Here is a 20,745-nt window from a genome sequence, read left to right as displayed (position 1 = left end):
CGCTCCCAGCTGCCAGCCGGGTTTGGCCTTGGGGTGCATCGAGCCGGTTGTGGTCGTCCGGCGGCGGGGGTCAGAGGTCTGTGGTGCTGAAGTGCATGTAGTCCTTCAGGGTGATCCAGCGGCCACCCCAGAAGAAGCCGCGGGTCGTGAAGGCCGGGACGACCCCGTTCTCGTGCATCATCCCGGGCCAGTGCTTGTGGCGGGCCAGCCAGGTGCGGCTGTTCGGCGGGTCGAGATAGTCGCCGCGGATCATCGGGTTCTGGCGGGGGTTGATGTCGATGGCCCGGCCGTAGGAGTGCTGCGACCATCTGGTGGTTCCGGCCACGAAGCGGCACTCGTACCCCAGGGTCAGCACGGTCTTGTCGGGAACGACGGCCGGCGGCATCGCCATGATCGGGAAGCGCCAGCGGTAGAGGTCGGCGAAAGCGTCCCGGGTGGCGGTCGCCAGGGTCTGATGCATGATCACCCAGCCGTCGTGGGCGTTGCCGTCGAAGCCGAGGTACCGGACGTGGATGCGGCGCAGTTCGGTGGCCGGGACCGGGCATTTCTTCGCCGGGTCACCGTTCGCCTCGGCCGGGGTCACCGTCTCGATGCGGCTCTGCCAGGCGGGCTGCGGTGCGGTGGGTGCGGTCAGCCGCAGCATGCCGTCGATCCGTAGCGGTGTCCCGGCTTTGAGCCCGTTCCACGCGCGCAGCTCGGACACTTGTACGCCGTACCGCTGGGAGATGGAGGTCAGGGTGTCGCCGGGCCGGATGATGTAGTTCGAGTCCGGTGGCGCGGCCGAGGCCGGTGCCGGCGCGGCAGCCACGAGAACCGCGCAGATGAATGCCGAAAAGGATCTTCCCACAGCGGTACAGCGTGGCCGGAAAGTCCGCGCGGCGCCGGGGAACCGGCCATTCCTCAGCTCAAAGCCTGATGTTCTGACTGTAGTAGCCGTCCCCGACGTCGTTGCCCCACAGCACGCCCCGGCCGGCCGCGGCAGCCGCGGTGGCCACCATGCGTACACGGGAGAGGCTCACCTCCCGCCAGTCGTGGTACTCGCCGGGCGGTGGGGCGGGCAGCTCCGGGAACAGTGGTTCGCCGGGCGGCAGGTCGAGACGGCCGAGACCCTCGACGAGCTGCGTGGTCTCCGGCCCGTCGAGCCAGCCGTGGATGCCCTCGGTGACGCCGAACTGGTAGCCGAGCGCGGCGCCACGGGTGGCCAGCGCCGCGAGCAGCCCTCGCAGCGGATCGCCGGCGGGTACGCCGTGGCGCTCCAGCACCGGCCGGTAGAAGTCCGGGGTGACGGAGCGGCCGACGAACGTGGACTCGCCGAGGCAGCACACCTCGATGAGCGCCTCGTGCAGAGCGTTGAGACCTTCGACGCCGTGCCGGTCCTGGTCGCGCTGCATCGGGCACCACGTGGCGGCCGGGCAGGTCAGCGAGTGGCATCGGAGCATCGCGCCGCGGGTGCGGTCCACCGGCGCGTCGCCGAGGTAGCGCAGGTCGGTGCCGAGCCAGTCGCACCAGGCCGCGAGGTCGACGGGCTGTTCGTGGAGTCGTCGCGCCATGTGCGGCCAGGACATCGGGTCGCCGGGATCGTCGATCGGCGTCGCGGTGCGGATCACCTCGATGAGCCAGTCCGGGGGAGTGCCATGCAGCAGCCCGGCCAGCGCCGGGACGATCTCGTCCCGGTATCGGTCGTAGTCGAACACATGCAGCTCCGCGTCGGCTCCCACCATGTGATCATCCGTACGTGGTCAATCGGGATTCGATCCCGTCGAGCCGGGTACGGAAGATTCGACCGTTTCGCCGGACAGAGGAGGAACAGATGACTGCCGTCGCCAACCCGGCCACCGTTGCCGAGTGCCTGCGTGTCGGGGCCGGATTCTCGCAGGGCGACCGGAACTGGCTGGTCGAGCTGTTCGGCACCCTGGACGCCAGGCTCGCGTCCTACCATGCCGATTCCACCGAGCTGGAGATCTCGGTGAAGGATCGGGAGGCCCGTGGCCAGAAGGTGACGCTGGAGTGCTGGCTCAGCGGCGGCGAGAAGATCGTCACGACCTCGTCGGAGGACGATCTGCACGCGGCCGTGATGGACGCCCGCGACGATCTGCGCCGGCGGATCGACGATGTCCGGACCCGCCGGGAGCCGCGGCACAACCGGCACCTGCGTGAGGTGCCCCAGCCCGCGCCCGTGGATCTGGAAAGCTGACACGACGAACAGCAGTGGCCCAGCCATCGCATCGGGAAACCGGCGACGGCTGGGCCACTGTCGTTCGTCAGGCCGGTGCGGCCGGTGCGTCGGCGGTGGCCGGCACGGGGTCCGCCGGAGGTGGTGGCGGTTCCGTGGCGGCAGGGGGTGTTTCGGTGAGTTGTTCGCGCAGGTAGTTCCAGAGGACGGCCATCATCGCGGCCACCGGTACGGCCAGCAGCGCTCCGACGATGCCGTAGAGGCTGCTGCCGAGGGTCACCGCCAGGAGCACGACGCCGGCGTGCAGGCCCAGCCCGCGGCTCTGCAGCATCGGCTGGAAGACGTTCCCCTCCAGTTGCTGCACCACGATGATGATGGCCAGCACGATCAGCGCGTCGGTCCACCCGTTGGTGACGAAGGTGATGATGACCGCCACGAAGCCGGCGAAGAGCGCACCCACGATCGGGATGAACGCGGTGACGAAGGTCAGCACCGCGAGCGGCAGGGCGAGGTCGACGCCGAGGATCACCAGGCCGAGGCCGATGAGGAGGGCGTCGAGAAGACCGACCAGAGCCTGGGAGCGGACGAACGCGCCGAGCGTTTCCCAGCAGCGGCCGGCGACGGTGGGGATGTCGGCGGAGAGCCGGCCGGGCAGCTGACGGCCGAGCCAGGGCAGGAACCGCGGCCCGTCCTTGAGGAAGAAGAACATCAGGAACAGCGCGAGCACCGTGTTGACCAGCCCGTTCACCACAGAGCTGACACCGCTGAGGGTGGCCGTGGCGATGCCGCCGACGCTTGCCTGCAGCTTGTCGGTGGCAGTGTCGAGATACCCGCTGACCTGCTCGTCGGTGATCTTCAGTGGTGGTTCGGCGGCCCACTGACGCAGCTCGTTGATACCGGCGACGACCTGGTCGGCCAGTTCGCCGGACTTCGCGCCGACCGGTACCGCGATCCCGACGATGGTGCCGACGGCGACCAGCAGGAAGAGCAGTGTCACCAGTGTGGCGGCGAGGGCGGGGTGCCACCCGTGCCTGCGCAGGAACCGGGCCGGCGGCCAGGTCAGGGTGGTGAGCAGCAGCGCGATGACCACCGGCCAGATGATTGACCACGCGCTGCCGAGGATCCGCAGCGCCACCCACATCGCCAGTAGTACCAGCAGCAGCTGGAGCGAGATGCTCGCCGACTGGCGCAGCGCTCCTCGCGTCTTTCTCGAATTCAAGCCGGTGCCCATGCGATCACCCTAAGGACCCCGGCGCCGGGCCGCGCGCTGGGACGCGCGGCCCGTCCGAGGATCAGAGATTCAGGGCGAATTTCAAGAAGTCTCCGGTACGGAACTGCCCGGTGGCCGGGGCGATCGGCGCGACCGGCCGGAACCCGGGGTTGACCCTGAGGTACCCGTTCTTGTCGGCATCCAGGATGCTGAGGATCACCTCGGTGACGATCCGTCCGCCGACCGGGCCGAGACGCTCCCCGGCGTAGGTGAGCTCGGCCTCCTTGAGGATGTAGAACCACAGCGGTGCCTTGCCCTGCCAGCCGGCGGCGGCCGGGTCGGGGAGTCCGAGCTGCTCGTTGGTGAGCGGGGTGATGCCCATCCGGGCAGCGACGTCCTGGCCGGCGGGCAGGCCGAGCCGCACGCCGCGCAGCAGGTTGCGTTCGGCGAGCGACGGGGTGCCGTCGTCGACCACGGTGGCGGGCATGTTGAACAGCGGCAGGGACAGCTTGCCGTCGATGCGGCGGGCCGCGTTGCGGGGAGTCGCGGGCTTCCCGGGTACGTCGAAGAAGTGCCACCAGTCGATCTCGAGGCGGGCCGGCAGCGGCCGGTTGCCGCGCAGGTCCCCGCCGGCCTGGCCGAAGATCGCGGCGGCCGAGGTCTGGTTGTTGCGCTGGTTGAGCAGGTATCCGGCGCGGACCATGCTGTGCCCGAAGCGGTACGCGGCGACCGAGTACTCGATCGGCATCATCGGACGGTGCGGGTTCTTCGGCTTGTAAAACTCGCGCTTGACCTTGCCCTTGTTGTCGAGGAAGCGCCCGACCACCTCGGGACCGGCGATCTTGTCGAGGAAGTCGTGGATGATGATCCACTGGAAGTGCCAGCGGGTGAGCCGCTGTGCCTCGGCCAGGTTGGTGGCCAGCCCGGTCGACAGGGTCCGGTTGTGGAACTTGGCGAAGGCCAGGTGCAGCTGGGTGACGATCAGGTTCTCGTCGTTGCGGGCGTCGCCGATGATGGCGCTGCCGTCGTCGCGGCGGGGCAGGTCGTCGACGCCGTTGGCGTTGCGGACGATCTTCATCCGGGTGCGGTCAGGCTCGTACAGGTCCGGGTCGGTGGCCGGGCCACGGCCGTAGAGCGAACCGAGGTCGAACAGCGGGGTGTCGAAGTTGGTGAGCGCCAGCGGATCGGCCCGGGCGTCGGCCAGCGGCGTCCGGTCCAGCGTCATGTCGTGGTCGATGAACTGACCGAGGAACGTGATGCCGGCGGGGATCCGGGAGTTGTCCAGGTCGGTCGGGTTCGGCGTGTTGGGTTCGCCCATCTGCGCGGCCAGGGACTTGAGCAGATCCTCCGGCGGCGCGTACGCCTCGGTGTTCTTGAACATGATGCCGAAGCGGCCCTCTTTGTCACGGCCGGCCTTGACCGCGATCTCGCTGCCCCGGTTGCCGGCGACGGCGTGCTTCCAGTCGGCGGGCGCGCCGGCCGGGGCGCCCGCCGCGGCGTGTGCCGGGGTGGCCAGGGCGGCGGCGCCGGTGGTGCCCACGGTCGCCGCGACCGCGGCGGTTCCGGCGAGCAGCCTGCGCCGGTCGATGTTCGTGTCAGCCATGGCCAGGAAGGTAGCCAGGTATAGGGGCTTTTGCGACATGGCGGGACACCTTCGGACGAATACCAGCTGGACGGCTTAATCCGACAAGGCAGGCTTCGTTCCGGACGGGGGAGCGACCCGAATCCAGCGATGACCCCCCGCGTTGAGAACGGCGGTGGCCGCCGGAATCAGCGCGGCACCGGGCCGGGCCGCGGTCATGGGTGCGGCCCGTTCACGACGACTGGGGGATCAGCTTCCCGACGGTGATGTCCCGGGTGCACAGCCGTACCGCGGGGTCGTGAACGCTGAGCTGCGCCGCGTCGCCCGCGCCCTGCACCCGGAAGTAGATGTGGTTGAGCCCGCGCTTCGCCTCGAAGTCGTGCGAGCCCTCACCCAGGCGGAACGTCACGGTCGCGTCACCAGAGCTGAGGTATCCGATGTACACCCACCACGGCCAGTCCGGGGCGGGCGCCTCCAGCGGGATCCGGGTGGGTACACCGAAGCCGGCCTGGTGGCCGCAGTTGTCGGTGGGTCCGGGCAGGATGTCGATGCCCTCCACCGTCGCCGGACGGATGCGCCCGGCCTCGTCGAACATCGACGGCGTCACGGCCTCGGTCACGAAGTTCGGCCGCAGCGGTGCCGCGCGGAAGAAGTGCGACTGCATGTTGTACGGGTAGAAGTAGCCGGCGACGACCTGGTACGGCACGGTGCCCTCGGCCAGTTCCGTGCCGGGCACCATCGAGGCGAGTTCGGCCTGCGACGTCTGCAGGTACGCCTTCGCGTGTTTCGTCTGCCAGTTGTCGTTGAACCGGGCGATGCTCGTCAGCGTGCCCATCGACACCGTCACCATGGCGATGACCGCGGCGACCAGCCCGACCGCGTAGGCGCCCGGTTCCCGCAGCACCGGCGGCACCGGCAGCGCCGTCCCGCCCGGCTCCGCCCGGTCGCGGAGGCCCAGCAGAGCGACGCCGACACACAGCGCCGCGACCACCACCGCCTCCGCCACGTACCGCGGGACCAGGGCGCCGAGGGTGCCGAGCGCGCCGCCGAGCCGGGTGACCACGAACAGGGTCGTGACCATGGCGACGTAGGTGAACAGCAGCAGCCAGGCCCGCCCGGCCGAGGCGCGGGTCCGCACGGTCACCACGATCAGGGTCAGCAGTGCCGCCCAGGCCAGCCAGACACCGACGTCGGGCGGGTCGACCAGGGGCGGGCCGTCGCCGGCGTACTCCCACACCCAGGGGCCACCGAACAGGCCGGGCACGAGGGTGGTTCCGATCAGGTCCACCACGAAGGTGACCACGCCGCTCGGCGAGCCGGGCTGCTGCAGCTGCGGCCGGGGCAGCGACATGTAGTACGGAACGTAGGCGGCGGTCACCGCGGTCAGCGCCAGCCAGCCGGGCCAGAACCGGCGGGTCGCCGACCAGATGCTCGCCCACGTGCGCCCGGTGCTCAACAGGAAGACGGTCAGCAGGAACACCAGCGGGATGATCAGCAGCGCCTTGGTGTCGAACGCCAGGCCGAACAGCACCGCCAGCGTCAGGCTGATCGCATGCCGGTGACGACCGGTGCGCGCGTAGCGCACCTGCGCCCCCAGAGCGAGGACCATGGCCAGCTGTACCGGCAGCATCAGCAGGCCGACCATCCACAGCGAGCTGACCTCCAGGGTCAGCGGGCTGAACAGGAACATGCACAGCGGCACCAGGAGCGCCCATCCCGGGCGCAGGAGGGAACGCAGCAGCCGGTAGAACGCCACACTCACCGCCGCCTGCCCGGCGACGAGCATCAGCAGCCAGGGCCACCCCTCGAACCCGTCGACCCGGATGAGCAGCCAGGCCATCAGGAGACCACCCGGCATCAGGTGGTCGTTGAAGACGCCGAGCAGGAAGTCCGGGGTCAGCCCGGTGTCGATGGCCCGGTTCGCGATCACGAACTCGTCCTGCGAGAACCAGCCCCGGTCGGCGATGGCTGCCCGCCATGCCACGGACGCCACGATCAGCGCGACAGCCACAGCCCGGACCGGATCTGCCTTGACCCAGCGGGCGAGACGGCCGGGTTCCTCCGATACCGGTTCCTCGGTGGAACGCTCAGCCACTCGGGGCTCTGGCTTCGACATGATCGATAGAGTGCCACACGGCGGTTACCAGTGGTAACCCGATCCGGCGGACGTGCGGATGATGCAGTGAAAGGCCCACATTCCCATCGAGGAATGCGGGCCTTTCAGTGGTACCGGAACGGTCAGCTGGTGGACTTGTTGGTGCCGTCCGCACTGACCGGGGTGACCGGCTCGGTGATCTCTTCGTGCTTGGCACCCGCCGCGTGCTTGGCCGGCGCGGCCCGGCGCGCGGTGGTCACCATCCACAGACCGACGATCAGCAGGAGCGCACCGAGCACGGCGGCGCCGATCGGCAGGTAACGGCTGATCAGCAGAACCTGCGACTTGTTGGCGCCCGCCGACTCGACGCTGTTGCTCACCGTCTCGTCGGTGTACGCGAACACGCCGTCGAGCAGATCGGTGGGCTGCCCGACGTTCGGGACCAGCTTCTTGCTCTGCTGCTCCTGGACCTTGACGAAGGTGCCGCTGACCGGCTCCACCCAGATGGTGCGGGTGTTCGCATAGGTGACCTGGCCGCTGGTGGCGTCCGGGGTCGCGAAAGCGGTGAGCAGCGACTTGATCCGGTCCTCCGAGAACACCAGCGGCGTCTCGGGGATGACCTGCTCGAACTTGTAGGTCTCGAGGCCCTGGATGTCCTCGGCGCCCTTGAACTCGATCGGGAGCGCCTTCTTCAGGTCCCGGTCGAAGTACTGGTACGTCTTCTGCTCGGTCCCGAAGGGGAACTTGTAGAGCTGGCCGGTGAACGACACCTCGGCGGGAGCCGGAGGAGTGGAGCCCTCGACCTTGGCCACGTCGTCGAGTTCCTGACCGGGCCAGTCGACCGCGCCCGCGGACTTCCGGTCGAGGGCCAGACGCGCCTCGTAGGCACTGACGACCTTGTCCTGCTCGGCCCAGAGCACCGTGCCGTATGCCTGCCAGATGACCGTGGAGTCGTCGATCGTCCCGCCGTCGATCTCCAGGTCGGTGGTGTCCGCCAGTGGCTTGATCTCCGTGGTCGACCGGAGCGTACCCGTCTCGATCTTGACGACCGGGTTCGCGCCACCCTCGGTGTAGAGGAACCGCGCGTTCTTCGCTTCGGCCACGCTTGCCTTCAGGCAGTCCTCGGTGATCTCCGGCGTGCAAGGCCGGAGGTCGTAGGGCAGCTGTGCGGCCGACGGCGCCACGTAGAACGCCACGCCCGCGGCAAGCACCACGGCGAAGAATCCGATGCCGAACAGCACGGCACCCAGACGAGCTTTCACTGATCCTCCCATTCAGACGGCCGACTGCTATCCCTCAAGAGTGAGCTCGTCGCCGATAATGACCGGAGGTTACTCGTCGGTTACATGGTTACGGAACCCTTGGACGGCACATGTCTGCACCGATTTCAACGCCCACCCTGCACCGTGTCCCGGCACTCGACGCCGTCCGCGTGATCGGCTCGGTGGCCGTCGTCGGACATCATGTCGGGTTCGCCACCGGCATCAACACCTCCGGGGGCGAATGGAGCGGCTGGCTGTCCCGCCTCGACGCCGGCGTGGCGGTGTTCTTCGTGCTCTCCGGGTTCCTGCTGTTCCGTCCGTGGGTCCATGCCGAGGCGACCGGCAGGCCCGCTCCGGACCCTCTGCGGTACCTCTGGCGCCGGGCCATGCGCATCCTCCCCGCCTACTGGGTGACCGTGGTGCTCTGCCTGCTCCTGCTGCCGCGCAACGCGGACGTCACCAACGCCGACTGGATCCGGCACCTCACGCTCACCCAGATCTACGAGGCCGGGAATCTCAGACACGGCCTCAGCCAGACCTGGAGCCTCGCCACCGAGGTGGTCTTCTACCTGCTGCTCCCGGTGTTCGCAGTGTTCCTGACCGCCGGCCGCGGGCGGTCCGGCCGTCCGTGGACGATCATCGGCGTCTCGGTGCTGGTCACGGCGGCGTGGGTCGGGCTGATCGGCGGCGGGGTGCTCACCCCGACGCCGTACACGATGTGGCTGCCCGCCTATGCCCTGTGGTTCGGCGCCGGCATGCTGCTCGCCGCCGTGCACGTCGGTCTGCGCGACGGCCGGATGGCCCGCTGGGGCTTCCTGGACGCCGTGGCCACGGCTCCGCTGGCCTGCTGGGTGGCGGCGCTGGCGATCTTCGCCATCGCCACCACCCCGGTCGGTGGCCCGCACGGCCTGACCGAGCCGACCGGCGGTGAGCTCGCCGCGAAGCTCGTGCTCTACGCGCTGCTCGCCGTCCTGATCGTGGTGCCGCTCGCCTTCGGCCCGGAGACCCGGGCCAAGCAGGCGCTCAGCGGTGGCACGGTCAAGTGGCTCGGCGCGGTCTCCTACGGCCTGTTCCTGTGGCACCCGTTCGTCATCGAGTCGATCTACTGGGTCACCGGCCGGCCCGAGTTCAGCGGCTCATTCGGCTGGACCTTCGCCATCACCCTGGCCGGCGGGCTGGTGCTCGCCACCCTCTGCTACCACCTGATCGAAAGCCCCTGTCAGCGTTTCAGCCAGCGCTGGCCGCGGACGCCCCGGCCGAGCAGCACCGAGAGCCAGAGCAGTACCACGCAGGCCAGCGAGGTCAGCTGAGGCAGCGCCGCGGTGTGGCCGCCGACGACCACGGCGAACCAGCCCGCGATCGCGAACAGGCCCACCGGCAGCAGCCAGTCGACGAGCAGGCTCAGCCGGCTGAGCCGCCGGCGGTCGTACGTCCCGAAGTACGGCCGCAGCACCCGCAGGACCAGGACGGCGGCCGCCGCGATCAGGGCCAGGCCGGCCGCGGCGGTGCCGCCGGCCAGCAGCAGCGCCACCCCGCCGAACAGGGCGGGCACGAGCAGCCGGCGCCGGCCGCGCACACCGGCCGGCACGGTCCCGGCCGGCCGGGCTGACCCGGTCAGCGCGGCCACCACCGCGACCCCGATGAGCAGCACCGCTCCGCCGATCATCGTGGCGGTGTAGATCCGGTCCGGCCCGAACCGGAGCACCACCTCACCGGAGATGCCGGCCGGTACCAGCCATGCCTGCTGCCAGCCGTCGACCTTGACGACGGGCAGCTTCTCGCCGCCGAGGCTGGCGGACCAGCCGGCGTTGGCGTTCTCCCGCAGTGCCAGGACCCGCTGCCCGGCGTACGTGTCCAGGTGCAGCCGCCGCACGGTGGGGCCCCAGGCGTCGACCCGGACCGGCACCTTGACCGACGTCGTGGCGGCCGGATACCGGACCGGCGCGATCCCCGGCTTCGCCCCGGTCGTGGCCGGTGCGGCGCCGCGCGGGGTGAGGGTCACCTGCACCGGCACGGCCACGGCCGACGCGGTCGCCAGCAGACGGGTCTCGCCCGCGTCGACCGGAAGCGCCTTCTTCGCCTCGGGGCCGCAGACGAGCGCGTCCACCTCGCGCAACTGGAGCAGGTCACGCCGGCTGGCGATCAAGGAGGTCTGCCGGACCGACCCGGCGACGGTGACCCGAGGCCCGCTGCCGCAGCCCAGGTCGACCTTGGCGGTGGCCGAGTTCAGGGCCGGCGCCTTGTCGGGCAGGACGGTGAGCTCGCTGACGCCGACCGCCAGATTGCGGTGGGAGTTCCGGTACGGGTCGTAGCTCGCCGCCGGTATCGAGTCCGAGATCAGCACGGTGAGCTCGTTGGTGCTCATCGGTGCCGTGAACGTGAGGAGGCCGGTGGAGTCGAGCGAGCCGGTACGGATGCCGCCGTCACCGATCACGGTCACCTTCCAGGGCTGGGCCGCGGCCGTGCCCGGGGTGAGGGTCAGACGGACACCGGAGACCTGGCGCCGGGCCGGCCAGACCAGTCGCAGCCAAGGCTCCGGGTCGTCGTCGGCGGCGTACCAGGCGGTGCCGGGATCGCCGTCGGCCGCCGCTCCGGGCCGGGCCGCCGGTTCCGGTACGCCGACGCTGGACGCCGTGACAGCCGTCCGGATCCCGCGGGTGACCGCGGCCCTGCCACCCGTGTCGAGCAGCGCGTTGAGCGCCGTGCCCGGACGGGGCCGGGCCCGGACGGTCAGGTCGTAGTCCGCCGCGACCGGCAGGGCGGTGACCCGGTTGATCTCGGTGCCGTCCTCGGAGACGCGAGCCAGGTCGGTGTTGCAGACGGCCTGGCCGCTGTCGGTGAAGTAGCACGCGGGTACGGCCGGCGCGGCGCTGAACACCATGCTCGGCGCCGTGCCGGCGACCGGTGATCCGGGCGTCCGCAGGGTCCGCTCCGCGGTCACGCCGGGGAACGCGAGCTCGGTGATGCCGACGCCGCCGAAGCCGATCCGCCGGTCGAGCACCTCGTCGAACGTGATCCGGATCCGGTCGGTGGGCGCGGTCGCGCCGAGCACCACCGTGGTGGCGGCCTTCGTGTCGACGGCCTTCGTGTCGACGGTCTTGCTGACCGGCTGCCGGTCGCCGGTGGTCACGGTGATCCGGGTCGGCAGCGAGTCGGTGCCCTCGTCGAAGCCGAGGCTCACCGAGCTGATCACCCGGGCGGTGTCGAACCGCACCTCGAACCACTGCTCGGTGGCGACGGTGCCGGGCGCCGACCGCCAGGAGGTGGCGGTGTCGCCGTCCATCGCCGCGTACGGCTGGTGGCCGGGACGTGCCCCGCTCAGCGGCTGGGCGTCGGAGAAGGCACTGGAGGCGGTGATCGACGTGACGCCCCGGTACTCGGCGACGGTCTCGTTGCCCTCGGCCCAGTCCGGCAGGTAGTCACGTGCCGGAGCGTCCAGCCGGGCCTGATCCGTCGCCCGCATGGTGGCCGAGGCGCTGTCGTGGGAGCGGCCGAAGGCGACCTCCCGGCGGCGCAGGCCGTCGGTCACGATGACCGGGCCGTCCGGGGTCGCCTCGGTACGGTCCCCGGCGAGCACCGTCGGCCCCTCCGGCAGCACCCCGGCGGTGGCGGCGGCGAGCACCGACTCCGGCCCGCCGACGACGGTGGTCAGGGCGGTCGCGTCGTACGACACGACCGGCTCGGTCTCGTCCTCGACGGCCCAGATCTCGAGGGTGCGTACCTTGACGTCGAAGCCGTTGTCGATGTGGATGCCCGGCAGCCGGCCGCCGCCCACGTCGGGGCCGAAGGCCGTCACCTGCCGCAGGCCCGGGGACCGGGACAGCGCCTGCTTGACGACGATCGGCTGGGTGGCGCCGGACCGGCCGTACGCCAGGTCCGACCGCAGAAGCAGGTAACGCACGCCGGACCGGCGCAGGTACTCGGCCAGCCCGGCCGAGCCGGAACCGGTGCTGAGGGTCTGCTCGATGGTGTCGAGCACCCGGATGGTCTCCGGCGGGGTCAGCGGGATCGAACTGCGCACGCCCCACCGCTTGTCGAGCAGCGGCTGGGTGATCTCGTCGCTCGGGCTGCCCCACAGGTAGCGGGGGAAACGGGAGCCGGGCACCACGAGCACGTGTTCCTGGTCGAGGTTCTGGTTGAGCCAGGCGGACGCCTCGCGCCAGTATCCGGGGACCTCCTGGAAGCTGCCCTGCGCGGCCAGCCCACCGCCGAGCGCCGGTGCGGCGACACCGGCCACCGCGATCAGGGCGATGCCGCCGACCCCGGCGGCGCGCAGCTGGGCGAGCCGGAGCCGCGGGCGGGGGGCGATGGCGGCGGCCCGGCTGAACAGGGTCAGCAGGTGAGTCATGCCGAGGATCAGCGGCAGACGGACCACCACGTCGAACTTGTGCACGTTGCGCAGCGGGGCGCCGGCCCCGTCCAGAAATGCCTGCTGCGATTCCGGAAAGAGCCCGGAGACGCTGCCGATGTGTCCAAGGCCGACGAGGGCGAGCCCGCACAGCAGGCCGGTGATCAGGAACCAGCGGTGCGGCATGCCCCGGCGGGCCAGGCCGGCGACACCCAGGCCGGCGACGACCAGGGTGGCCAGGATCAGGCCCTGTTCCGTGGCGATCCGCCAGGCGGCCGTCCACGGCGGGCCGAACGAGCTGGAGAGGTAGGCGTGCCAGTGCGACGCTCCCCGCAGCACCGAGACCATGTCGGTCGGCGCCGTGGTCACGTTCGCGGTTTCGATGTAGTCCAGGAACGGCGGGCTGTAGCGGCCCAGCACGAGCAGCGGGCCCAGCCACCAGGCGGTGGCGCAGGCAACCGCCGCACCCCAGGCCAGCAGCGCTTTGACGCGCAGGCTGAGGGGACGCAGCCCGAGCAGCCACAGGCCGGCGAGCGGCACGACGGCCAGTACGGCGGTCGCGTTGACGCCACCGGCGCAGGCCACCGCGATCGCCGAGCGGGCGACCGCGGGGGCCAGCGGCTTGCCGTGCGCGAGGCCGACCAGCGGGATCAGCACCCAGGGTGCGATGGCGCTGGGCCACGCCTCGACCGAGATCGGGCCGAGCTCGGTGATCATCCGCGGGGAGAGGGCGAAGGCCGCACCGGCGACGAGCCGGGTCCACGGCGAGCCGATGCCGAGACGCTCGGCCAGCTTCACCACGCCGGTGCAGGCGACCGTCATGACGAGCGACCACCAGAGCCGCTGGATCACCCAGGCGGGCAGCGCGATCGACTTGCCCGCCAGGAAGAACGCGCCCATCGGCCACAGGTAGCCGTACGCCTGGTTCTGCAGTTGCCCGAAGGTCCCGTTGGGATCCCAGACGTTCAGGGCGCGGCTGAGCCATCCCGCCGGATCGACCACCAGGTCGACCTTGGTATCGATGACGATCTGGCCCGGCTCCTGCAGGAACGCCAGCGCGGTCAGGCCGAGACAGACCGTGATCAGGCGCATCCGCCAGACGGCGGTCGATGCGACACCGCCCACCGGAGCTGGCCCGGACTCTGCCCGTGGGTGGCGCATTTTTCTCCCTGTTCCGCCATTGCGGAGTTACTTGGCAACCCCATAGTGTGACGCGACCCGCGAATGCTACTCGCTAGTAGAGGTGACTGTGGACGTACCGGCGGCCGGAAACCGGCAAGTCTTGTTCCTCAACTGGCGGGACACTCGTAACCCTCACGGTGGCGGATCAGAAGTCTACGTGGAGAAGATCGCCGCGGAATTGATCCGCCGGGGGCACCGGGCCACGCTCTTCTGCGCAGCTCACAGCGATGGTCCCGCGGACGAGGTGACCGAGGCCGGGATTCGGGTGGTGCGCCGCGGTGGGCGTCACACGGTCTATCTCCAGGCGGCGCTGCTCTACCTGATCGGCGCTCTCGGCTTCGGCCCGCTGAGCCGGCGGCACGGCGGGCGCCCGGACGTGATCGTCGACGTCGGCAACGGGTTGCCCTTCCTTTCTCCGCTATGGGCCTTCTGCCCGGTGATCGCCCTTGTGCACCACGTGCACCGGGAGCAGTGGCCGGTTGTCCTGACCCCCCGCCTGGCCCGGATCGGCTGGTGGATCGAGTCGTGGCTGGCGCCCCGGGTGTACCGCCGATGCAGGTACGTGGCGGTCTCGGCGGCGACCCGGGAGGAACTCGCCGTGCTCGGTGTCGACCCGCACCGGGTCTCGATCATTCACAACGGGACGCCGGACATGCGGCCCGCGGTGCCGGTGGCGCGTACCCCCGAGCCGTCCCTGGTCGTGGTGGGCCGGCTGGTTCCGCACAAGCGGGTCGAGATGGCCTTGGACGCGGTGGCCTGCCTCGCCGGTGAGTTCCCCGGCCTGACCCTGTCCGTCGCCGGGCAGGGCTGGTGGGAGGCCGAGCTGCGGGAGTACGCCGTCAAGCTGGGCATTGCCGACCGGGTGCGGTTCGCCGGCTTCGTCAGCGACGAGGAGAAGCGGGTCCTGATGAGCGAGGCGTGGGTGGCGCTGACGCCGTCGCTCAAGGAGGGCTGGGGCCTGACCATCGTCGAGGCCGGCGCGGTCGGCACGCCGAACATCGCGTTCCGGGGTGCCGGTGGTGTGGAGGAGTCCCTGGTCGACGGGCAGACCGGGCTACTGGCCGACGATCCCGCCGACTTCACTGCCAAGGTGCGGTTGCTGCTCGCGGACGATGCTCTGCGCGCCGGGATGGGCAGCGCGGCACGGGCGCACGCGGATCACTTCACGTGGCCGTCGGCGGGGGAGAAGTTCGCCGCACTGGTGATGCAGCCGGTGATGGTCCCGGCGACAGCGCCGGGACCACGCACTCACCTGGTTCCGTAAACGCCCGTCGTCAGGCTGGCCTCGTCGACGCTGGCCGCGGCCTCGGTCGGCGAGCTGATGACGCTCGCCGCGAGAGCGGCCGTGCCGAGGATGCCGAGCGCCAGGGCCGCGACCCCGGCGACGACGAGCGGTAGGGTCTTGCGCATACTTGACTCCTCCTGTGGACCATGTGCTCTGCGTGCGCGGGACGCTACCACGTAGTAACTTCCCTGCGAAGGGTGTTCACGTACAGATCCAGGTCGGGTCCGTCGTGCACCATCCGTAAACCGGTCAGCGAGGTACTCGGGATCGCGGGAGTCCCCACGACACGTTGCACCACCACCCAGCGCACCCCCAGATCGGCCAGTGGGGCGCCGCTCGTGAGAGCTTGCCGGACAGCGGTGGCCCGGCGATCCTCGCCTCCCACCACAATCCTCCCCACCCTCAACCGGTCATCGGTCAGCACATCGGCGTCGAGATAGCGCGGCAACGGATCCAGCACGGTCCGGCCGTGGTTCCAGGGATAGCTGTGATAGGCGGCGAGCGGCAGTGACACCACCGGGCCGGGATCAGCGGCCACCAGGCGGTTCACCACCACGAAGTCCGCGGGGTAGGCGACCGGCCGCAACCGGTTCCCGGCACCGAGCGCCAGATCCGGCTGCAGCGCCACCGGGAGCAGCAGCACGGCGCCCAGCACCACCCGGCCGGTCGTGCGGTCCGTGATCCGGCCCGCGGCGCGTTCGGCCCCCAGCGCCACCAGGAGACAGAGCAGAAGGGTGTACGGCATGACGAACTTCTGCCCGTCCCGCACGAGACCGGCTCCGGGCATCGTCATGACCAGCCACTTCAGCAGGTCACGCACGCCGGGGACGACACCGAGCAGCGCGACCGCGAACCCGCCCGCGGCCAGTGCCGTCAGCCGCGCGGCCGCCCCGGCCGGCCACCGCCGCCACAGTTCGCGCAGGCCGAACCCGGCGAGGACCAGCAGCGCCAGCGTCCCCACCGGGGCCAGAACCGAGGTTCGGCTCGGCAGCACCGTCTGCGCGTTCCACGTACCGCCGGTGCCGAGCAGTGCGCCGAGGGCCCCGGTCCAGTCGTTCCCGCGGGCGGCGAACGCGGCCACCCCGTCCGGGTCGCTGCGCGCGTCCGCGTCGGTCAGCGCGGCCGCCAGCAACCACGGGGAGTCGAGCAGCAGCGTCACCCCGGCGGCGAGCCAGGACGACGTCAGTACCACGACCGTGGCCAGCGCGATCAGCCCGCCGGTCGGCGTGACCGCGGCGAGCGCGGCCCAGCCCGCCAGCGGCAGCAGCGCGCGACGATCCCCGGCGCGCACCCGCAGCGCGGCGCCGGCCAGCCAGGGCAGGGCGGCGTACGCCAGCAGCAGACCCCATTGCCCGAGCAGAAGCCGTTCGGCTAGGTACGGCGTCCATGCGTAGGCGACCGCCGCCACCAGCCGGGTACCGGTCCGCATCCCCGGGACCAGACGGCCCGCGCCGATCGCGGCGAGCAGCAGGATCGCGGCCAGTACCAGCCGTTGCAGCAGCCAGCCCGGCACGACGTGGGTGGACAGCGAGACCAGCGCGTCCAGAGGGACCGCCCGGGGCAGGGTCGCCGACGGCAGGACGAGCTCCCACCGCAGCGGCTGACGCGGCACGAACACCATGTCGTACGAGAGCACGTAGCCGGGCGCGGCAAGCGGAGCCAGCACGAGCACCGTGACGATCAGCGCCGTGACGGGTAGGGCGAACCGTCGCAGGACGAACCTCCTCCTCTGGGGTCGCTCCCCTAGTGTGATCCACCGATCTGGGCACGATGAAGCAGGGACATGAGCATGGCGAAGCTGGGCGGTATCGGTACAGCGGGACTGGCGGTCACCGTGGCCGGTGTGCTCGCCAACGGGCTGGCGTACATCGTGCCGGTGATCGGCGCGCGGCGGCTGACCGCGGCTGACCTCAGTGTGCTCGCCACGCTCCTGGCGATGACCGCGATCGTCGGGGTGGCGAGCACCGGCCTGCAGATCGCGGTGGCCGTGCACCGGGCCCGTACCGGGCCGTCCCCGTCCGGCCGCGCGGCACTGCTCACCGTGGTGGCGGCGGCCGGCGCGCTGCTCCTGGTCCTGCCGGTCGCGGTGGTCGTGCTGCGGCTGCCGGCGCCGGCGACGCTACTGGCCGCCGTCTCGACGATCGGGGTGGTCGCGGCCGGGCGCTGGCTCGGCGAGATGCAGGGCGACGAGCGCTTCCTGCAGCTCGCCGCCGGGTTGGCCGTGGTGGCCGCCGGCCGGTACGGCGGGGTGGTGCTGGGCCTGGCCGCCGGCGCGGGCCTGACCGTCTCCCTGCTGATCGGAGCGGCGACGGCGATCCTCGCCCTGCCGGCGTTGTACCTGCTGGCCCGGCGGCGGGGGACGCCCGTGCGCGGCGAACCGCTCGCGCTGCGCGCGGTGTTCACGGCGGGCGCCGCCACTCTCGCGACGCTCGTCGTCTCGTACGCCGATCTGCTCCTGTCCCGTCGTTTCCTCCCGCCGGACGCGTCGGGCGCCTACGCGGTCGGCACCGTCCTGACCAAGGGCGCGCTGTGGGCGCCGCAGGTGGTGACGGTGCTCGCTCTGCCCCGGCTGGCGCAGGGCGACCGGCGGACGCTGCGCCTCGGTCTTCTGCTCGTCGGCGCCTGCGGCGCGTTCCTGGTGACTGCCGCCGCCCTGGCCGGTGGGCTGGCGTTCCGGCTCGCCGGCGGGCCGGACTACGAGGGCCTGGGCCGGTACGCCCCGATCTTCGCGGCCACCGGTGCCTGCTACGGGCTGGTGTTCATGCTGATCAACGCTCAGGTCGCGGCGGGGGCCCGGTGGCCGTCGGCGCCACTGTGGGCGGTCACCGTACTGCTGGTCGCCGCGGTCTGGCTGGTCGTTCCGCACAGGGTGGTGGATATCGCCTGGAGTGCATTCGGAGCGTCGCTGGCCGCCCTCTTGGCGACGAGTGTGCTGGTAGCGGTACGACTCCGGACATCCGTTACCGAAAGGCAATCTAAGGATGCGACCCTCAGCGTCGAGTAACAGCGGACGGGGGTCTGGGCATTGCGTACGGTGACACGTCGCGTCCTCATCGGCGGCGTCGCTGCCGCATTGGCAGCCGGAGCGCTGGTGACGGCCGTGGCCCGATCCGCTGACGTCGGCGACGAGGAGGGCAAGTTCTCAGCGGCCGACCTGAACACGATGTTCGAGCAGTACGGCGACACGTCCGGCACCTGGCTGGGCGCTGACCGCACCGCCTCGGTGGCACTGTCCGGCGGCCGGACCCTCTGGCTGTTCTCGGACACCTTTCTCGGCCGTCCCGGCGCCGACGGCTCCCGGCCGCGCAACTCCGGGCTGATCAGCAACTCGGCGATCGTCCAGGAGGACGGCCGGCTGGGCCGGTTCCACTTCGGAGGGCGTGCGTCCGCCCCCACCGCGCTGGTGCCGGCGCCGACCGAGGGCGAGTTCAACTGGATCGGCGACGCGGCGGTGACCGGTGGCCGCGTGCAGGTGCTCGCCAACTCGTACCGCCGCTCCGGTGCCGGCCCGCTCGACCACAAGCTCACCGGGACGATGCTTGCCGACTTCAGCGAGGCGGGCCTGGTCCCCGGCCCGGTCCGGGAGCTGCCGGTCGGTGACCGGATCTCCTGGGGCTCCGAGGTGATGGCCGAGGGCGGGCGCTTCTACGTCTACGGCACCGAGGGGGCCGGGGCGATGAAGTTCGCGCACGTGGCCCGCACGGCCGGCCCGGACCTGGGCGGCGCCTGGGAATTCTGGAACGGCAGCGGCTGGTCCACCAGCGAGGGCGCCTCGGCGCGCCTGCTCAGCGGTGTGGGCACGAACTACGGTGTGCGCCGGGTCGGCGACCGTTACGTGCTGGTCACCCACGAGAACAACCTGATCTTCAGCGCGGACTTCGTGGCGTACACCGCGGACTCACCGACCGGGCCGTTCAGCGGTCCCCACCATCTGTTCCGCGCGCCCGAGGTCGGCGCGGGACACATCGTGTACGACGCCGACGTGCACCTCGAGCTGTCGCGCAAAGGGCGGCTGCTGGTGTCGTACAACGTGAACAACCTGGACGAGGCGGTCACCTACGCCGACGCCGGTGTCTACCGCCCCCGGTTCGTCGAGGTCAAGTGGCCGCCGGCCGGCCCGGCGCGGGGCCCGGCCGTGCCCGAGGGACTCACCGCCGCCGCCGACGGTGCCGGCACCGCGAGCCTGGCGTGGCGGCCGGTCGGCGGCGAGGGCATCTCCTACCGGGTGTACCGGCGGGACGTCACGGCCGGGCAGACCCATTTCGTACGCCTCCCCGATGACGTCCCCGGCTCGAACACCACCTATCGTTCCGACTTCCTGACCAACGGCCACGACTACGAGTTCGCGGTCACCGCCGTCACGGCGCGTGGCGAGAGCACGCTCTCGCCGGCTGCCGGGATGCGGGCGACCGTGCCGCCGCCGGACGCTCCGGGCACGGTCGAGGTCCAGGCGCTCTCCGACGGGCGGGTCACGGTGCGCTGGGGAGAGATCCCGTTCGTCCAGCTCGTGAAGGTGTTCCACCGGGACCTCACCGAGAAGCAGAGGAAACCTGCGGAGGCCGGCACCTTCCCCGGGGTGAGCGCCACCATCGGGCCGCTGCGGCACGGCCACGAGTACGAGATCACCGTGGTCGCTGTGGGCGGAGGCGGCGACAGCCCGCCGTCACGGGGTGTGCGCGTCACGCCGCGGGTGGCGCCACCGGCGGCACCGGGGCAACCCAGCGCCGAGACCCGAGCCGACGGTTCCGTCCACCTGGAGTGGCCGGCCGTGGCACCGGGGCTGTCCTACCAGGTGTTCACCCGGGAGGCCGGCACCGGGGACTGGGGGCTGCCCGGCCTCACCACCCGGCCCAGCTTCGACACCGCGCCGCTGCGGCACGGCCGGGAGTACGAGCTCGCTGTCGCCGCCGTCAACTCCGGCGGTTTGGGCGAGAAGTCGCCGCCGGTGCGGATCCGGGCGGTCGTGGCCGTCCCCACCAAGGCCCCGACCGGCCTCAAGGTCGAAGTGGAGCCGGGCACCGCCGAGCTGAGGTGGCGATCCGGCGGCGCCAGGTGGTTCCAGGTCTTCCGCCGCGACCTCACCGCCGGGGAGAAGGAGTTCGTCCAGGACGGGATCAACGTCGAGGGCACCAAGGCAGCGATCGGCAACCTGACCGGCGGCCACGAGTACGAGTTCGCGGTCGCCGAGGTCAACGAGGCCGGTACCGGCCCGCGATCCGAGCCGCACCGGATCCGGATGCCCTCCGCCGCACCCACCAGCATCAGCGCCCGCAGTGACGGGCCCGGCACGGTGACCGTCGTCTGGACCGAGATCCGGCGCGGACTGACATACCGGGTGCAGTTGCGCGACGCCACCACGGGCGAGTCCTGGCGGACCGATCCGTACCCGGTCACCGGCAGCCGCTACCAGACGGCCCTGCTGGTCGGCGGCCATCGGTACGAGTTCCGGCTCCAGCTGCCCGACGGCACGATGTCGGCGACGGCCACCACGACCGTACGGTGACGCCCGTCGCTCACAACGCCCCGGCGCGGGAGGTGACCTTCGGGTAATCGGTGACGCACTTTCAAGTGATGACGTCGAAACCAGCGCTTTCTAGGTTGGGTCTGT

General features: G+C 71.1%; 14 protein-coding genes. 5 read left to right on the top strand and 9 right to left on the bottom strand.

From position 1 onward, the window contains the following. Nucleotides 1-70 precede the first annotated feature (70 nt). Nucleotides 71-847 carry a M15 family metallopeptidase gene (locus AB0G04_RS31950; protein ID WP_360990287.1) on the bottom strand — a complete coding sequence of 259 codons (777 nt, stop codon included), beginning with the start codon at nt 845-847 and terminating at the stop codon, nt 71-73. A 58-nt stretch (nt 848-905) separates the two neighbouring features. Further along, entirely contained in the window at nt 906-1,721 is an 816-nt protein-coding gene (locus AB0G04_RS31945; RefSeq protein WP_360990284.1) for a hypothetical protein, read from the bottom strand. 89 nt (nt 1,722-1,810) lie between these two features. On the opposite strand from AB0G04_RS31945, the gene AB0G04_RS31940 reads away from it, so the two are divergent. Beyond that, nucleotides 1,811-2,194, top strand: a complete 384-nt coding sequence (locus tag AB0G04_RS31940) for an HPF/RaiA family ribosome-associated protein (protein ID WP_360990281.1) — start codon at nt 1,811-1,813, stop codon at nt 2,192-2,194. Between the two features lie 67 nt (nt 2,195-2,261). Here the strand turns inward: AB0G04_RS31940 and AB0G04_RS31935 are convergent, their stop codons facing one another. From AB0G04_RS31935 to AB0G04_RS31920, 4 genes are all read right to left on the bottom strand, one after another. Beyond that, entirely contained in the window at nt 2,262-3,404 is a 1,143-nt protein-coding gene (locus tag AB0G04_RS31935; RefSeq protein ID WP_360990278.1) for an AI-2E family transporter, read from the bottom strand. A gap of 61 nt (nt 3,405-3,465) precedes the next feature. After that, a complete protein-coding gene (locus AB0G04_RS31930) occupies nt 3,466-4,986 on the bottom strand; it encodes a heme peroxidase family protein (protein ID WP_360990275.1) in 1,521 nt (506 codons plus the stop codon). 211 nt (nt 4,987-5,197) lie between these two features. Further along, nucleotides 5,198-7,060 (bottom strand): hypothetical protein, encoded by a 1,863-nt coding sequence (locus AB0G04_RS31925; protein WP_360990272.1) that lies wholly within the window; start codon nt 7,058-7,060, stop codon nt 5,198-5,200. Between the two features lie 143 nt (nt 7,061-7,203). After that, nucleotides 7,204-8,322, bottom strand: a complete 1,119-nt coding sequence (locus AB0G04_RS31920) for a DUF3068 domain-containing protein (protein ID WP_360990269.1) — start codon at nt 8,320-8,322, stop codon at nt 7,204-7,206. A 110-nt stretch (nt 8,323-8,432) separates the two neighbouring features. On the opposite strand from AB0G04_RS31920, the gene AB0G04_RS31915 reads away from it, so the two are divergent. Continuing rightward, nucleotides 8,433-9,632, top strand: coding sequence for an acyltransferase (locus AB0G04_RS31915; RefSeq protein WP_360990267.1), 1,200 nt, complete (start codon nt 8,433-8,435; stop codon nt 9,630-9,632). On the opposite strand, the gene AB0G04_RS31910 is transcribed toward AB0G04_RS31915, so the two are convergent. Beyond that, nucleotides 9,542-13,795 carry an alpha-(1->3)-arabinofuranosyltransferase gene (locus AB0G04_RS31910; protein ID WP_360990264.1) on the bottom strand — a complete coding sequence of 1,418 codons (4,254 nt, stop codon included), beginning with the start codon at nt 13,793-13,795 and terminating at the stop codon, nt 9,542-9,544. The two genes, AB0G04_RS31915 and AB0G04_RS31910, sit on opposite strands and share 91 nt — an antisense overlap. A gap of 124 nt (nt 13,796-13,919) precedes the next feature. Here AB0G04_RS31910 and AB0G04_RS31905 point away from each other — a divergent pair, with 124 nt between their 5' ends. Continuing rightward, nucleotides 13,920-15,116: a glycosyltransferase family 4 protein gene (locus AB0G04_RS31905; RefSeq protein ID WP_360990475.1), complete on the top strand. Its 1,197-nt coding sequence runs from the start codon at nt 13,920-13,922 to the stop codon at nt 15,114-15,116. Here the strand turns inward: AB0G04_RS31905 and AB0G04_RS31900 are convergent. Both AB0G04_RS31900 and AB0G04_RS31895 read right to left on the bottom strand, forming a co-directional pair. Next, nucleotides 15,101-15,262, bottom strand: a complete 162-nt coding sequence (locus tag AB0G04_RS31900; RefSeq protein WP_360990261.1) for a hypothetical protein — start codon at nt 15,260-15,262, stop codon at nt 15,101-15,103. The two genes, AB0G04_RS31905 and AB0G04_RS31900, sit on opposite strands and share 16 nt — an antisense overlap. A 44-nt stretch (nt 15,263-15,306) precedes the next feature. Next, the gene (locus tag AB0G04_RS31895; RefSeq protein ID WP_360990259.1) at nt 15,307-16,809 is read right to left on the bottom strand and encodes a hypothetical protein; all 1,503 of its coding nucleotides are present in this window, start codon (nt 16,807-16,809) and stop codon (nt 15,307-15,309) included. A 111-nt stretch (nt 16,810-16,920) separates the two neighbouring features. On the opposite strand from AB0G04_RS31895, the gene AB0G04_RS31890 reads away from it, so the two are divergent. Both AB0G04_RS31890 and AB0G04_RS31885 read left to right on the top strand, forming a co-directional pair. Continuing rightward, entirely contained in the window at nt 16,921-18,141 is a 1,221-nt protein-coding gene (locus AB0G04_RS31890; protein ID WP_360990256.1) for a polysaccharide biosynthesis protein, read from the top strand. A gap of 30 nt (nt 18,142-18,171) precedes the next feature. Further along, complete coding sequence (locus AB0G04_RS31885) at nt 18,172-20,640, top strand: fibronectin type III domain-containing protein (RefSeq protein ID WP_360990254.1); 2,469 nt, start codon at nt 18,172-18,174, stop codon at nt 20,638-20,640. Nucleotides 20,641-20,745: the final 105 nt, after the last annotated feature.

This window comes from Actinoplanes sp. NPDC023801 (assembly GCF_040639655.1).
Lineage (GTDB): Bacteria > Actinomycetota > Actinomycetes > Mycobacteriales > Micromonosporaceae > Actinoplanes.
Note: the sequence above shows the minus strand (reverse complement) of the source record. Positions and strands in the feature narration are given on the sequence as shown.